The 13,777-nt window shown below is 63.1% G+C and carries 12 protein-coding genes; 3 read left to right on the top strand and 9 right to left on the bottom strand.

Annotated features, from left to right (window positions below; all coding sequences use genetic code 11):
• Positions 1-180: 180 nt before the first annotated feature.
• From HMPREF2604_RS11815 to rimM, 4 genes are read right to left on the bottom strand one after another with little or no spacing between them, the layout of a single operon-like run.
• Positions 181-2,484 carry a Tex family protein gene (locus HMPREF2604_RS11815; RefSeq protein ID WP_070565545.1) on the bottom strand — a complete coding sequence of 768 codons (2,304 nt, stop codon included), beginning with the start codon at positions 2,482-2,484 and terminating at the stop codon, positions 181-183.
• A gap of 40 nt (positions 2,485-2,524) precedes the next feature.
• Positions 2,525-2,893: a hypothetical protein gene (locus HMPREF2604_RS11810; RefSeq protein ID WP_070565543.1), complete on the bottom strand. Its 369-nt coding sequence runs from the start codon at positions 2,891-2,893 to the stop codon at positions 2,525-2,527.
• Position 2,894: 1 nt separating this feature from the next.
• Positions 2,895-3,737 carry a tRNA (guanosine(37)-N1)-methyltransferase TrmD gene (trmD, locus tag HMPREF2604_RS11805; RefSeq protein WP_070565541.1) on the bottom strand — a complete coding sequence of 281 codons (843 nt, stop codon included), beginning with the start codon at positions 3,735-3,737 and terminating at the stop codon, positions 2,895-2,897.
• Positions 3,734-4,234, bottom strand: a complete 501-nt coding sequence (gene rimM, locus HMPREF2604_RS11800; protein WP_070565539.1) for a ribosome maturation factor RimM — start codon at positions 4,232-4,234, stop codon at positions 3,734-3,736. The genes trmD and rimM overlap by 4 nt, the downstream gene beginning before the upstream one ends.
• Before the next feature lie 33 nt (positions 4,235-4,267).
• Here rimM and HMPREF2604_RS11795 point away from each other — a divergent pair, with 33 nt between their 5' ends.
• Together HMPREF2604_RS11795 and HMPREF2604_RS11790 are read left to right on the top strand one after the other, a co-directional pair.
• Entirely contained in the window at positions 4,268-4,666 is a 399-nt protein-coding gene (locus tag HMPREF2604_RS11795) for a cupin domain-containing protein (protein ID WP_070565537.1), read from the top strand.
• Positions 4,667-4,689: 23 nt separating this feature from the next.
• Entirely contained in the window at positions 4,690-5,358 is a 669-nt protein-coding gene (locus HMPREF2604_RS11790) for a TetR/AcrR family transcriptional regulator (protein WP_070565535.1), read from the top strand.
• Between the two features lie 42 nt (positions 5,359-5,400).
• Here HMPREF2604_RS11790 and rpsP read toward each other — a convergent pair whose 3' ends face one another.
• Entirely contained in the window at positions 5,401-5,910 is a 510-nt protein-coding gene (rpsP, locus tag HMPREF2604_RS11785; protein ID WP_070520013.1) for a 30S ribosomal protein S16, read from the bottom strand.
• A 294-nt stretch (positions 5,911-6,204) separates the two neighbouring features.
• Here rpsP and HMPREF2604_RS11780 point away from each other — a divergent pair, with 294 nt between their 5' ends.
• Positions 6,205-8,466 carry an acyltransferase family protein gene (locus HMPREF2604_RS11780; protein WP_070520011.1) on the top strand — a complete coding sequence of 754 codons (2,262 nt, stop codon included), beginning with the start codon at positions 6,205-6,207 and terminating at the stop codon, positions 8,464-8,466.
• Between the two features lie 9 nt (positions 8,467-8,475).
• On the opposite strand, the gene HMPREF2604_RS11775 is transcribed toward HMPREF2604_RS11780, so the two are convergent.
• The 4 genes from HMPREF2604_RS11775 to HMPREF2604_RS11760 form a co-directional block, all read right to left on the bottom strand.
• Positions 8,476-9,582 (bottom strand): TIGR04053 family radical SAM/SPASM domain-containing protein, encoded by a 1,107-nt coding sequence (locus tag HMPREF2604_RS11775; RefSeq protein ID WP_083299255.1) that lies wholly within the window; start codon positions 9,580-9,582, stop codon positions 8,476-8,478.
• A 98-nt stretch (positions 9,583-9,680) separates the two neighbouring features.
• A complete protein-coding gene (gene ffh / locus HMPREF2604_RS11770; protein ID WP_070520007.1) occupies positions 9,681-11,285 on the bottom strand; it encodes a signal recognition particle protein in 1,605 nt (534 codons plus the stop codon).
• Positions 11,286-11,334: 49 nt separating this feature from the next.
• Positions 11,335-13,434, bottom strand: a complete 2,100-nt coding sequence (locus HMPREF2604_RS11765) for a [protein-PII] uridylyltransferase (protein ID WP_070565533.1) — start codon at positions 13,432-13,434, stop codon at positions 11,335-11,337.
• Positions 13,435-13,437: 3 nt separating this feature from the next.
• Complete coding sequence (locus HMPREF2604_RS11760) at positions 13,438-13,776, bottom strand: P-II family nitrogen regulator (protein WP_070533220.1); 339 nt, start codon at positions 13,774-13,776, stop codon at positions 13,438-13,440.
• Position 13,777 lies beyond the last annotated feature (1 nt).

The following is a 13,777-nucleotide window of genomic DNA, read 5'->3' as shown; positions in this document are numbered from 1 at the left end:
CGGACTCAGCTCGGCGCCACGCGGAAACCTCAACGTTCATGAGGCCTTCCGCGCCTTCGGCGATCGCTCCACTCCACGGGCTTGTCCAACCCACTGTCCGTACAGAAGAAGCCACTGAAAACTCACGAACCCCCAACCGTTTGAACAGTCAGGGGTTTGTGGCGCACAACTAGGCGAGCTTTAGAAGCCGGCCTTCTTGAGGGCATCGGCCATCGAACCACCGCCGCCGCGGTCCGCGCGGCCACGCCCACCGTCGCGGCGGGAGTTGCGACGGTCGGAGCGGCCGCCGCGCCCCTCAGAACGCCCACCGCCGTTGCGGCGCTTGGGGGCGGGCTGGCCGGGCTCGTCGTCAAGCCGCAGCGACAAGCCAATGCGCTGGCGCTCCACGTCGACTTCCATAACCTTCACCTTCACCACCTGGCCCGAGCGGACCACATCGTGCGGATCGGAGACGAACTTGTGGCTCATCGCGGACACATGCACAAGCCCGTCTTGGTGCACGCCAACGTCGATGAAGGCACCAAAGGCCGCAACGTTGGTCACGGTGCCCTCCAGAATCATCCCCGGCTTCAAGTCCGAGACCTTGTCCACGCCTTCCTTGAACGTGGCTGTCTTAAACTCCGGGCGCGGGTCGCGGCCCGGCTTATCCAGCTCCGCGATGATATCCGTCACCGTCGGCACACCGAAGGTATCGTCAGCAAAGTCCGCCGGCGACAGCTTCGTCAACACTCGTGAATTGCCGATGAGCTCCGAAACCCCCAGACCGGTCTTCTCCGCAATGCGCGCCACCACAGGATAGGCCTCCGGGTGCACGGCCGAGGCATCGAGCGGATCCTTGCCACCATTGATGCGTAAGAAACCCGCGGACTGCTCAAAGGCCTTCGGCCCCAAACGCGGCACCTTCTTCAGCTCCTTGCGCGAGGCAAACGTGCCGTTCTCATCGCGATACGCCACGATGTTGGCCGCAATCGTGGAATTCACGCCGGCCACGCGCTCCAGCAGCGGAGCCGACGCCGTGTTCAGGTCCACGCCGACGCCGTTGACGGCATCCTCCACCACGCCATCGAGCGTGCGGGCGAGCGCAACCTGGTTGACGTCGTGCTGGTACTGCCCCACGCCAATCGCCTTCGGGTCAATCTTCACCAGCTCCGCCAGCGGGTCCTGGAGGCGGCGCGCGATCGAAACGGCGCCGCGCAGGGAGACGTCCATGTCAGGGAATTCATCGGCCGCCAACTGGGAGGCCGAATACACCGACGCGCCAGCCTCGGAGACCACCACCGGCGTGGGGCGAGCACCGCCGGCCTGCGCGATGAGGTCAGCGACCTCACCCGCCAGCTTCTCCGTCTCACGCGATGCGGTTCCGTTGCCGATCGCCATGAGGTCCACCGAATGGGCAGCGCTTAGCGACGCCAACCCCCTCACCGCCTCAGCCCACTTCTGCTGCGGCTGGTGCGGGTAGACAATCGTGGTGGCCAGGACCTTGCCCGTCGGGTCAACGACCGCGCACTTGACGCCATTGCGGTATCCCGGGTCTAGGCCCAGCGTCGCGCGCTGGCCGGCCGGGGCGGCCAGAAGAACGTCGCGCAGGTTTGTCGCGAAGACCTTGAGCGCGCCTTCCTCCGCCTTCTCTTTCAGGCGCATGCGCACGTCCAGACCGGAAGAGATGGAAAGCTTGGTGCGCCAGCCCCAGTGGACGGCGTCGGCAAGCCAGCGGGAGGTAGACACGTCCAGGTCGAAGCGGTCTGCGATCATGCCCTCGTACATGGCGTCATCGCCGGCGTCGAGGTTGAGATGCAGAACGCCCTCGCTTTCGCCGCGCAGCAGCGCCAAAATGCGGTGCGAGGGGAGCTTCTCGAAAGGCTCAGAGAACTCGAAGTAGTCCTTGAACTTCGCGCCCTCGGTTTCCTTACCCTCGACCACGCCAGCGTTCATGGAACCGCTGGTGTACATGCGCTCGCGCACCTCGCCCACCAGATCCGCATCCAGTGCGAAGCGGTCCACCAGAATAGCGCGGGCGCCGTCGAGGGCCTTCTTCGTTTCCTCGAAACCTTCGGTGAGGTACTCCCCCGCCAGCTCGGTCGGGTCCGCCGAGGGGTCCTCGATGAGCTTGTCCGTCAGCGGCTCCAGTCCTGCCTCGCGCGCGATATCCGCCTTGGTCTTGCGGCGCTTCTTATACGGCAGGTACAGATCCTCCAGGCGCGCCTTGGTCTCGCAGCCCTGGATCAGTGCGCGCAGCTCATCGGTGAGCTTGCCCTGTTCCTCAATCGCGGCGAGCACCGTTTCCTTGCGCTCTTCCAGCTCGCGCAGGTACGTCGAGCGTTCCTCGATGATACGCAGCTGGGAGTCATCCAGCCCGCCGGTGGCTTCCTTGCGGTAACGGGCAATAAACGGGACGGTATTGCCCTCCGCCATGAGTTTCAGGGCGGCGTCAACGTGTGCTTCTTTGACGCCCAGCTCTCCGGCGATGGTGGCTGCGATATTCACAAAACCTCTTTTTGGTCGGGGACTAAAAGACCTTCCTACCCTATACCCCGCCCTGCCACGCGCAGGAAGTACCCAACCCAAACTCGGTGTGGCCGATTTCGGAGGTGCCGTACCACAGCGTGTGCGGCGGCAAGCAGTCCGCGACGGCCGCGGTGACTTTGGTCAACGGCAGCTCAGAGGAGCCGTTGACGATGACCCTCCACACGTGCTCACCCACCGGCGGCTGGCCGTGTTTATCCATGTACTCGTTGACCAGGATATTGTCTGGCTCGCAGGTAAAGGAGATGATCTCTGCGTTGATATCGAGCGGCTCGACGCCGCCTTCGCGCAAACGCTGCGGCATATCTTTGAGAACCTTGTCCCATTCGGCTTCGGCCATAAGTATTGACAAGTCAGTACTGATGTCCATCTCATTCCTCCTTCAAGGATTCCACGTACGCGCGGTCGGCATCGCTCAGTTCCGCGGCATCCAGCAGCTCCGGGCGGCGCTTCCACGTCCGAGCCAGCGACTGCTCGCGACGCCACCGGTCCACCTTGGCATGATCCCCGGAGGTCAGTACATCCGGAACCGCCAGGCCGCGCCACTCCCGCGGTTTGGTGTAACTCGGCCCTTCCAGCAAGCCATCGGAGAAGGAGTCCTCCTCGTGCGAGCGCCGGTTCCCCAACACCCCGGGGATAAGGCGTACCACAGCTTCAGCAATGACCAGCACGGCTACCTCGCCGCCGATGAGCACGTAATCGCCGATGGACACCTCGCGCACGCGGTAGCGCTGCGCGGCATCCTCGACGACGCGCTGATCGATGCCCTCGTAGCGCCCACACGCAAAGACAATGTGTTCCTCGTTAGACCAGGCTTGCGCGTCGGCCTGAGTAAAGGGCGTTCCGGCAGGTGTCGGCACGATGAGCAGCGGCTTATCCGAACCCTCGCTTTCACCATAGGAGCGCGCCTCGACGCCATGGATATCGTCGTGGCGCGGCTTGCTCAGGTGCGGCAGCGCGCTTTGGAGGTCCTGGGTGGAGGCGGTGCCGGAGGAGACGTCGTCAAGCGCCGGCCCCCACACCTCAGGCTTCATGACCATTCCTGGGCCGCCCCCGTAGGGTGAGTCATCGACGGATTTGTGCACGTCGGTGGCCCACTGGCGCAGATCATGCACCCCCACCGCGAGCTTTCCCTGCTCGATGGCCTTGCCCAGCAGCGCGTGGCGCAGCGGGTCGAGGTACTCCGGAAAAATGGTGAGAACGTCTATCCTCATAGGTCGAGCAACCCCTCCGGCGGGGTGATGGTGCAGGTCCCGGCCTCCAGATCGACTTCGGGCACGATCTGCTCAACGAAGGGGACCAACGCCTCTTTGCCATCGGTGAGCGTGACTTCCAGAAGGGACTGCGTAGGACCGTGCGTCACGCCGGTCACATCGCCTACCTCTTTGCCATCGAGGAGAACGCGCAGACCTTCCAACTCGTGGTCATAAAAGCCGTCATCCTCGGGATCATCCAAGGGTTCGGCGAAGAACTGGGTGCCGCGCAAAGCATCTGCGGCCGTGCGGTCCGGGATTTCCTTGAAGGTGATGAGCAGGCGCCCCTTATGGGCGCGCACCGCCGCGATGGTGAGCTCGTGTTCTTTCTTGCCTTGTTTGCCGTGGAGGACCTCGCCGACGGCGAAACGGGTCTCAGGGGAATCGGTGGTCACCTCGACGGAGACCTCGCCTTTAATGCCGTGGGATTTCACCACGCGACCAATGAGTAGTTCCATGCCTGCTAGCTTAACGGGCTACGCTGGGGCGGCATGACTGAGCTTCCCATCAATGATGCAACCACCTTTGGTGCCGCCGCCCATGACGGCGCCGCACTCACAACGCTGAATTTGCTCGATGAGGCCCCTAAGCCGAACCCATCGCGCCCGAGACCAGCCGTTAAGCGAGTCCTCAGTGCCGACGGAGCGAACCTCATCCTCTTTTCATTCTTGCCCGGGCAGCTCCTGCCCGATCACAAAGCCGCGCACCCCATCACCGTCCAGGTGCTACAGGGCGCGGTGACTTTTAGTTGCGGAGATGAAGATTACGTGCTCGTTCCCGGGCGCATCGTACACCTTCCAGCGTATGTCCCACATGCGGTGTCCTGCAGCGATCAACCTGCGCTAATGCTGCTCACAATGTTGACGCCAAACACTGGCGTGAATGTCTAGACTTTTAGTATTATTCTTGGATTGTGAGTAGTTCTAAGCCTTACCACCATGGAAATTTGCATGAAGAGATCCTCCAGGAGGCCATCAAGCTCGGCCGGGAGGGTGGACCAGAGGCAGTAACGATTCGCGCGGCAACGCGCGCGGTCGGCGTTTCCCCCACCGCCGCGTACCGCCACTTCAAGGATCAGGCCGCGCTTCTCGACGCCGTCGCAGACGTCGCCACCTTCGAACTCATTACCAAGCTGAGTGAGGCCTTCGAGAATACCGAGGGAAGCATTGTCGACAAGATGATGGCGGCTGGCTTTGCCTACTACCACTATGCCTTGGAGGAGCAAAGCTTCTTTGAGTGCATGATGGCCACGAGCGGCTTTGACATCCCTGGTGCGCTGGCCGCCGCCGCAGAGGGACCGGGAGAGGATCCGCGGGTCCAGGCCACGTTCAACTTCTATGACTACATGGAGCAGTACGCACGCTACATTGGGCAGGAGCCTAACCGGCAATTCATGATGCAAAATTGTCTTGCTGGGTGGTCCACGGTGCACGGCTTTACGGTGTTGTGTTTGAGCGGCCACTTGGCATCAGTATCGGAAGAAGCGATGGAAAGGATTGCGCAGTCGGTCATCGCCTCCGCCATCCGCGGTTTGGATTTCGAGAACCCCTTGGAAGCACGCCCCGCTGCCCCGCAAAACTAGAAAATCCCCGCTGGTGCGGGGATTTTCTGTTAGGCGAGTAGTTTACTCTGCGGACTCCTCAGCGGAGTCAGCCTCGGCAGCCTCTTCCTCTGCCTTTGCAGCCTCAGCGGCAGCGGCTTCCTCTGCAGCCTTCTCAGCGGCAGCCTTTGCCTCAGCCTCTTCCTTGGCCTTGCGCTTCTTCTCGGTGATGGCCTCGATGGTCGGGCCGTTGTTGGCCTCAGCCAGAGCGGCGTTGAAGAGATCCAGCTTGGACGGCTTCGGCTCAGCAACCTTCAGGGTGCCCTCTGCGCCCGGCAGGCCCTTGAACTTCTGCCAGTCACCGGTCACCTTGAGCAGTGCGAGAACCGGCTCGGTCGGCTGCGCGCCGACACCCAGCCAGTACTGAGCGCGCTCGGAATCGATCTGGATCAGGGACGGCTCCTGCTTCGGCTGGTAGATACCGATGTTCTCGATAGCCTTGCCGGAGCGGCGGGTGCGTGCATCAGCAACAATGATGCGGTACTCAGCGTTGCGGATCTTACCCATACGCTGCAGCTTGATCTTAACGGCCATGATTGGCTCCTTTTCTAGTCACCGGGCAGTTCAGACACGCGCCGCTTGGTGGCGCGCCGGTTCAACCCTTGGATTTATCCTGCGTGTGACATGCCGGCCGTCCGTGGGCGGTACCGGCGTTACGCAGAAATGAAGTTTTAGGTGTCCTCCATGCTGCACATGGACAACCCCAATGATTTTAGCGGTACGCACGCAAAATAGGAAATCCCCCCTACCGCTTGCATGGTTAGGCCTTACCCCGCGAAAGGGGTAGCCTGTAATGCGGTTATTTCGCTGCCACACAAACCTCTTTTTATGAATAAACAAGCCCCATCTACATTCCGCTACCGCTACGACCTCGATGGCCTCCGCGGCATCGCGATCGCTTTGGTTGTTTTATACCACGTCTTCGTCGGTCGTGTTTCCGGTGGCGTCGATGTCTTCCTCCTCCTGTCCGGGTACTTCTTCCTGGGCTCGCAGCTGCGCTATGCCGCGCGGCCGAACGCCTCCCTGAACCCGTGGTGGCCCATCTGGCGCACGCTGCGCAGGTTGGCACCTGCCCTCGTGCTCGTCATCGGTGTGAGCTATGTGCTTGTTCGGATATTTACCCCGAAGCTCATGAACACCGAGCTCACCAAGCAGATCACGGCGACAGTCTTTTACTACCAAAACTGGGAGCTAGCACGGCAAAACGCCGACTACGCTGCCGCCTCCGCAACCACGTCGCCGCTGCAGCACATGTGGTCCATGGCGGTCCAGGGGCAGTTCTATCTCATGGGCATCTTTTTTGCCCTGGGCCTGGCCGCTTTTATGCGGTTGCGCCCGAAGAAGTCGGGGCTTAAGGCGCAGCGCTTCCCCTCCGTAAATTCTATCGCCGGCCCGATCCTCCTCGTGATCACCGTCGCCTCTTTTGCCTACGCCTCGCGCGACGGTCTCTACGGGACCCCTGAGAATTACTACTCCACGTGGTCTCGCGCGTGGGAGCTAACCCTGGGCGCGGTTCTCGTCATCTACGGCTCGCGCCTAAAGATGCCGCAGCATTTGTCCAACGTCGCCACCGCCCTCGGCCTAGCCGCCCTGGCTGGCACCGGCATGCTCATCTCCGACAGCTTGGCTTTCCCGGGCCCGCTGTCACTTCTGCCCATCGGCGGCGCGGTGCTCATCATTATTGGTTCCGGTGGTTCCTTCTCGCGGGTACTGACGGTTCGCCCTTCCCGCTGGCTCGGTGATATCGCCTACCCGCTCTACCTGTGGCACTGGCCGCTCCTCATCATCTCCACCGCCGCGCTCGGCTTTGAAACCCCGCCATGGTGGCTCGGTGCCATCATCATCGCGGTGTCGCTGGGCTTGGCGGATGTGACGCACAGATTCGTCGAGAAGCCCCTGCGCCAGCACCGCAAGCGCCCGCTTGCCGACGACCTCCCCGTCCACCGCGGCCTCGCCGACCTCCGCACCCGCACTGGTGCCCTCCGCGGCGTCGGTGGAGTTGTCGTCGCGGCGTGCACCGTTGCGCTCGTGGCCGTTCAGCCGCTGTGGCAGCGCAGCCTCCAGGAGGCAAACCAAGAGATTCTTGATCCGCAGCTCTACCCTGGGGCAACGACCTTCGTGGAGAACATCACCCCGCCTGAGAACGTGGAGATTAAGCCAGATCCGATTCTCGCGCGCGGCATCCAGCCACCGGTTGCCGATAACTGGTGCTTCATTCCAGAGCAGGAGCCGTCGGACTATTTCATCGAGACGCAGAAGGACGGCGTAACGCCGTGTGTCTTCGGCGACGTCAACTCCGACGTTGAGGTCTACTTGGTGGGCGGTTCGCACGCGGAGCAGTATTCCTCAGCCCTGGATCACTTGGGCCGCGAGATGGGATTCAAGCTGGTGCCGCTCACCCGCGTAGGTTGCCCCATCGAGTTGGGCGATGAGCTCAGCGTCAAGCCATCTTGCGCCGAGTGGAGCAAGGAAGTGGTCAAGCGCATCATCGACGCGGACCCAGCCCTCGTGGTGTCGAATTCGACGCGCCCCGGGCAGGCCCTAGGCCACGGCCCGGACGCCGTCCCGCCGGGATATCAGGCCTTCTGGGACGAACTGGCCAAGCACGATATTCCTTTCCTCGGTTTCCGCGATAATCCGTGGGGATTCGACGAGCACGGCAATGGCCGCCAGTTTGATGAGTGCTACGTGGCCACCCAGGATTCCCTCGGGTGCGGTATGCGCTTCGAGGAGGTTTATGCGCCCTACGATCCGGGCGCAGAGGTCCTCTCCCAGTACAAGAACATGCTGGCCGTAGACACCTCGAAGTGGTTCTGCGATGCCAACGGCGATTGCCCGGTCATCATCGGCAATATCATGGTGTATCGCGATATGCACCACTTCACCACGGCATTCGCGGATTCGGCCATCCCGCTCATCCGTGAAGCGATCACCCCGTTCCTCAATGGCGAGACCGTCCAACAGCAGCCCCCGGAAACCGCCACGTCTACCTCCACGACGAAGGCGGGCCCAGCACCGTCCACCCCGGCGGCGCCGACTCCCGCCAACCCGGTCCCCTACCCTGCCTTCCCTGCGGGCGAGGCCATCTAGTAGCCGCCGCTAGCGCAGGGCTTCGGGCACGTAGGCGCAGGTGGGGTCCGACGCGAGCGGGTCGCCCGTCATGGCAAAAGCCGTGGACCGCGAGCCGCCACACACAGAAGCAAACTCACACACGGAGCACTTGCCGCTCCACGCGTTGGGATCCCTAAGCTTCTTAAACACTGGCGAGTTGGCGTAGATGTCCGGCAGTAGGTGACTCTTGACGTTGCCGCAGTGCAGCGGCAGGAAGCCGTTTGGATAGACGTCCCCCACGTGGTCGATGAAGACAAAGCCGGAACCCGCGTTGATGGCCATCGGCGGCCGCGGGCGGCGCGTGTGAGGATCGGGGCCCAAAATCCGCTCGGTCTCCGCGGTAAGGAAGCGGTACAGTTCGCCGCCCTCGTACTTCTCTCCCCGCTGGGCTTGCAGGACGATGCGCCGATATTGCGGCCCCTCCGTGGTCTTAATGGCAATCCGCGTGGACACGCTGTGCAGCCACTGCATCGCGTCCTCGCGCTCCTGCGGGGTCAGCGCCTCCAAGCCCGTACCGCGGCCGGTGGGTACGAGGAAGAACACACTCCAGAGCTTGGCACCCATCTCGATAACCCGCTCCAACAGCTGCGGGGCCTCATGGACGTTGTTCTTCGTGATGGTGGAGTTGATTTGGAGGCGGAAGCCCACGTCGGTGACCACGCTGGCCATCTCAATCGTGCGGTCGAAGATGCCGGAGAAGCCGCGGAAGTAGTCGTGGGTTGCAGCGCTCGCGCCGTCGAGAGACAGCGACAGCGCGGCCCCTCCCGCCGCGCGCAGGCCCTCGAGGCGCTCGCGCGTCAAACGGGGCGTGACCGACGGCGAAAGCGACACGTTGAGTCCCAGGGACGTGCCGTAGGCGGTGAGCTCTTCCAGGTCGCCGCGCTCAAACGGATCCCCTCCCGTGAGCACCACGAGCGGGCGTGGCTTGTCGTAGCTGGCCAGGGAATCCAGCAGCGCCTTGCCTTCGGCGGTAGTGAGCTGGCCCGGTGCGGGGTCGTGCTGGGCGTCGGCCCGGCAGTGCTGGCACACCAGCTGGCAGGCACGGGTGACCTCCCAGATGGCGATGAACGGTTTGGTAGTGATGTCGTGGCGCATCTGGCGCACCACAGGGCTGGCCTTCACAGTGAGGACCTTTCCACGCGAGAACAGTTTTATCCAACTTTAGTCGGACATATTGTCGCGTGGGTAATCGCCTACTTCTTCTTGCCTTGGCCAAAGTCCAGGTTGTTGAGGTCGATATTCTCCATGCCCTTCGGCATCTTGATATCGCCTAGCCCGGGCATGCCGCCGCCGAGCTGCTCCTGCATCTTCTGCAGCTCCTGCATCGACGGCATACCGCCGCCCATGCCTGGCATTCCGCCGCCACCACGACGCTTCGGCGGCTTGCGCTTGCCGTTCTTGCCCTTGCGGCCCTTCGGCTTCTTCTTAGTAGCCGAGCGCCCGCCGCCCATGCCCGGCATGCCGAAGCGGCCGGCCATCTGGGACATCATCTTCTTGGCTTCGATAAAACGCTCAATGAGCTGGTTGACGTCAGAGACAGCTACACCAGAGCCCAGCGCAATACGCTTGCGGCGCGAAGCGTTGAGAATCTTCGGGTTCTCGCGCTCCTCCGGGGTCATACCGCGGATGATGGCCTGGATGCGGTCGAGCTGCTTCTCGTCGACCATGTCGGCGATCTGGTTCATCTTGTTGCCGCCCGGCATCATCTTGAGCAGGTTGCCCATCGGCCCCAGGTTGCGGACCATGAGCATCATGTCCAAGAAGTCATTGAGCGTCATCTCGCCGGAGCCCATCTTCTTGGCGGCTTCCTCCGCCTTGGACTGATCCAGCTTGGACTCCGCCTGCTCAATGAGCGTCAGCAGGTCACCCATGCCCAGGATGCGCGAGGACATACGCTCCGGGTGGAAGACATCGAAATCCTCGAGCTTCTCGCCGGTGGAGGCGAACATGATGGGCTTGCCCGTCACCTCACGGATGGACAGGGCCGCGCCACCGCGGGCGTCGCCGTCCAGCTTGGTCAGAACGACGCCGGTAAAGTCCACGCCGTCGCGGAAGGCCTCGGCGGTCTGCACGGCGTCCTGGCCGATCATTGAGTCGATGACGAAGAGGACTTCGTCCGGGTTGACGGCGTCGCGGATGTTGCGGGCCTGCGTCATCAGGGTTTCATCGATGCCGAGGCGGCCGGCGGTATCGATGATGACGATATCGTGCTGCGTGCGCTTGGCTTCCTCAATTCCGCGCTTGGCGACGTCCACCGGATCCCCGTGCGAGGTACCCATCTCATGCTCGTGGGAGTTCAGGGAGGTGCCAGGATCCGGCGCGTAGACGTCGACCCCGGCGCGCTCGCCGACGATCTGCAGCTGCTGCACCGCACCCGGGCGCTGGAGGTCACAGGCCACCAGCATCGGGGTGTGCCCCTTGGAAGCCAGGTGCTTGGACAGCTTGCCCGCCAAGGTGGTCTTACCAGCACCTTGGAGGCCGGCGAGCATGATGACCGTCGGCGGATTCTTGGCTAGGTTCAGGCGGCGGGTCTCGCCGCCGAGGATCTCGATGAGCTCCTCGTTGACGATCTTGACCACTTGCTGCGCAGGGTTGAGCGCCTCGGAGACCTCGGCGCCTGCCGCGCGCTCCTTGATGCGCTTGATGAAGCCGCGCACGACGTTGAGCGAGACGTCCGCCTCCAGCAACGCAAGGCGGATTTCGCGCGCTGTGGCGTTGATGTCCGCCTCGGTCAGCTTGCCCTTGCCGCGCAGGCCGGACAGGGCTGATTGCAAGCGGTCAGACAAAGACTCAAACACGTTAGAGTGCTCCCTCAACTATCGTGGATAAATTTATAACTTCCCCAGCTTAGCCGTTGACCAGTGCTTGGGTCACATTCCGGACGAGGGTGGCACGGGGGACGTCGCCAAGCGGCACGGCGTGAAGCACCATCGTGGCGCCCGGTGTGGTGGTGGATAGCCACTCGCACTCCGGAAGCAGCGCGAGCACGTGTCCGAGGGTACCCGGGTAGTCATCGATTCTGAGCTCGAAAACGCCTCTGGTCCACATGGCGGTTGCAGGTCCCGGTACGAAATCGGGCAGCACGGTATAGGTTCCGGACTTATAAGACTGCACCAAGCGCTCCTCCACCGTCGCGAGATCGATGGCGCCGTGGAGCGCGCGGATATCGAACTCGCCGGCGTAGCCCTCCTCCGTGCGCACCAAACGCGAGGACAGAATGTTCCATCCCAAGGCAGCGATAAGAGCTAGTGGGCGCACAGCCTCCCGCTGGTAGCTGCCGCGCCACAGGACGGTGAAGCTATCATCCTCCGGGTTGTGGCGCAGGCCGATGTCGCGGTCAACGGCCACCAGCGGCCGCACCGGGCTCAGGGCCTCCAGCTGTGAAAAAGCGCGAGCGCTGACCGCCTCGATTCCATTCTCGAGCCTGCGGTTCCACACGCCTGGGCCGGTGGATTCGGCATCGGTGCGGGCGAGCACGACGAGGAGCGCCAAGGTCAGGTAGTCATAACGCACGGCTTCGAGAAGCTCATCGCGGGCTTCGTCGGAGTAAGGGTCCGTGCGGGAGACGATGCGCGCCAGAGTCGTGTGCTCAGCCACCACGGTTTGCACGCGGGAGCGATCCGCCAGGTCGAGGCCCAGCTTGGCGGCAGCGCGCGCCACCATCTCCGCTCCCACGAGTTCGTGCGGGCGGCCGTAGCCTTTGCCGATGTCGTGGTAGAGCCCCACCAAGAGCAGCAGATCGGGCCTCGCTACGGACGTGCGAGCTTCAGCGCACCGAGCGACGGTAAGGATGGAGTGATAGTCCACGGTATGAGCGTGCGTGCGCTCCCGAGGCAGCATTCCGCGGATGTGCTCCCACTCCGGAACGACTCGCTCCCACAAACCATGGGCGTCCATCTCTTGGATAAGGCGCGGGGTATTGAGCGGTGAGGACAACAGGCTGAAGAAGGCATCCGTTGCTCCCGCGGGCCAGCGCTGCGGCAGGTCTGGCAGCTCGCGTAGTTGTTCCCAAACGTGGGCGGGCACGCTCCTGCCCGAGCGTGCTGCTGCGGCGGCGACGCGCAGGAGTAGCCACGGCTCGTCGAGGTCTGCGGTGCGGGCGAGCCGGATTTCGCCGCCCACATCCACGACACCGATGTCGAGTGGCTTGCGAGTGCGGTTGTGACTGCGCTTGGCCACCACTCCCCTAGCCGTCGCGAGCGCCCTCTCAACGGCCCTATCCACCGCCGCGGCGGCGGTGACGACGGCCGCTGATAATTCATAACGGTCGGCAAAGCCCATCTCGTGTGCAATCTCCGCGGCGAATTCTGGGTCGAGGATGTCGCGGTGGCGGCGGGCGGTGACGTGGAGGAGCGTGCGGACGTCGAGAAGCAGAGCCTGCTCCTCTTCGAGCGCTGGGGCGTCCGCGAGGTTTCCTAAAGCGAGGGCCCGGAGGAATTGGATATCGCGCAGACCGCCGCGCCCATTCTTGATATCCGGGTGGGTCATCGTGGCCAAGGTGCCGGAACGGCGCCAGCGCGCGATGGCTAGATCAACGAAGGCGTCGAAATTGCTCTGCAACAGGCGGCGCCACGAGGCATAGACCTGGGCGCGGGTGGAATCCACCAGCTGCTTGTCTCCGGCAACGAAGGCCAGATCGAGTTGCGCGAAGCCGGCGGCGGGATCGGAACCGGCGATGGCGCCGAATTCGCGCGGGGTGCGCACTGCATAATCGAGCCGATACTTGGCGTCCCAGATGGGATACCAGACCTCGGAAACGACTTCCTCGGGCAACTCCGTGTCATCCGGGTGAAGGAGAATGAGGTCAAGATCCGAAAAAGGGGTCATCGCGCGGCGCGCGAAGGAACCGGTAGCGGCAAGCGCGCAGCCGGGCGGGAGCTGCAGGGACTGCGTAAGGCGCATCGCCGAGGCATAAGCGTCCTCACGCAGTTGAGCGGCCGTAGACACGTGTTACAGGGCCGCCTCGCCGCGCTCACCGGTGCGCACGCGGATGACGTCCTCAACAGGAGTGATCCAGATCTTGCCGTCACCGATTTTGCCGGTGTAGGCGGCGTCCACGATGGTGGATACGATGTCCTCCACCTGTTCGTCAGAGGTCACCACCTCGAGCTTGACCTTGGGCACGAAATCGGTGGCGTACTCGGCGCCGCGGTAGACCTCACTGTGGCCGCGCTGCTGGCCGAATCCTTGGGTCTCGGTCACCGTCAGGCCGTGTACGTCGTGCTGTTCGAGGGCCTCGCGAATGTCCGGCAGCGTGAACGGTTTGACGATGGCAGTGATGAGCTTCATC

It is taken from the genome of Corynebacterium sp. HMSC055A01 (assembly GCF_001809405.1).
Lineage (GTDB): Bacteria > Actinomycetota > Actinomycetes > Mycobacteriales > Mycobacteriaceae > Corynebacterium > Corynebacterium hesseae.
Note: the sequence above shows the minus strand (reverse complement) of the source record. Positions and strands in the feature narration are given on the sequence as shown.

Coding starts and splice junctions, on each gene's coding strand:
- HMPREF2604_RS11795 (WP_070565537.1), top strand. CDS start 4,268: ATGACTGAGCTTCCCATCAATGATGCAACCACCTTTGGTGCCGCCGCC.
- HMPREF2604_RS11810 (WP_070565543.1), bottom strand. CDS start 2,893: ATGGACATCAGTACTGACTTGTCAATACTTATGGCCGAAGCCGAATGG.
- trmD (WP_070565541.1), bottom strand. CDS start 3,737: ATGAGGATAGACGTTCTCACCATTTTTCCGGAGTACCTCGACCCGCTG.
- HMPREF2604_RS11780 (WP_070520011.1), top strand. CDS start 6,205: ATGAATAAACAAGCCCCATCTACATTCCGCTACCGCTACGACCTCGAT.
- HMPREF2604_RS11775 (WP_083299255.1), bottom strand. CDS start 9,582: ATGCGCCACGACATCACTACCAAACCGTTCATCGCCATCTGGGAGGTC.
- rpsP (WP_070520013.1), bottom strand. CDS start 5,910: ATGGCCGTTAAGATCAAGCTGCAGCGTATGGGTAAGATCCGCAACGCT.
- rimM (WP_070565539.1), bottom strand. CDS start 4,234: ATGGAACTACTCATTGGTCGCGTGGTGAAATCCCACGGCATTAAAGGC.
- HMPREF2604_RS11760 (WP_070533220.1), bottom strand. CDS start 13,776: ATGAAGCTCATCACTGCCATCGTCAAACCGTTCACGCTGCCGGACATT.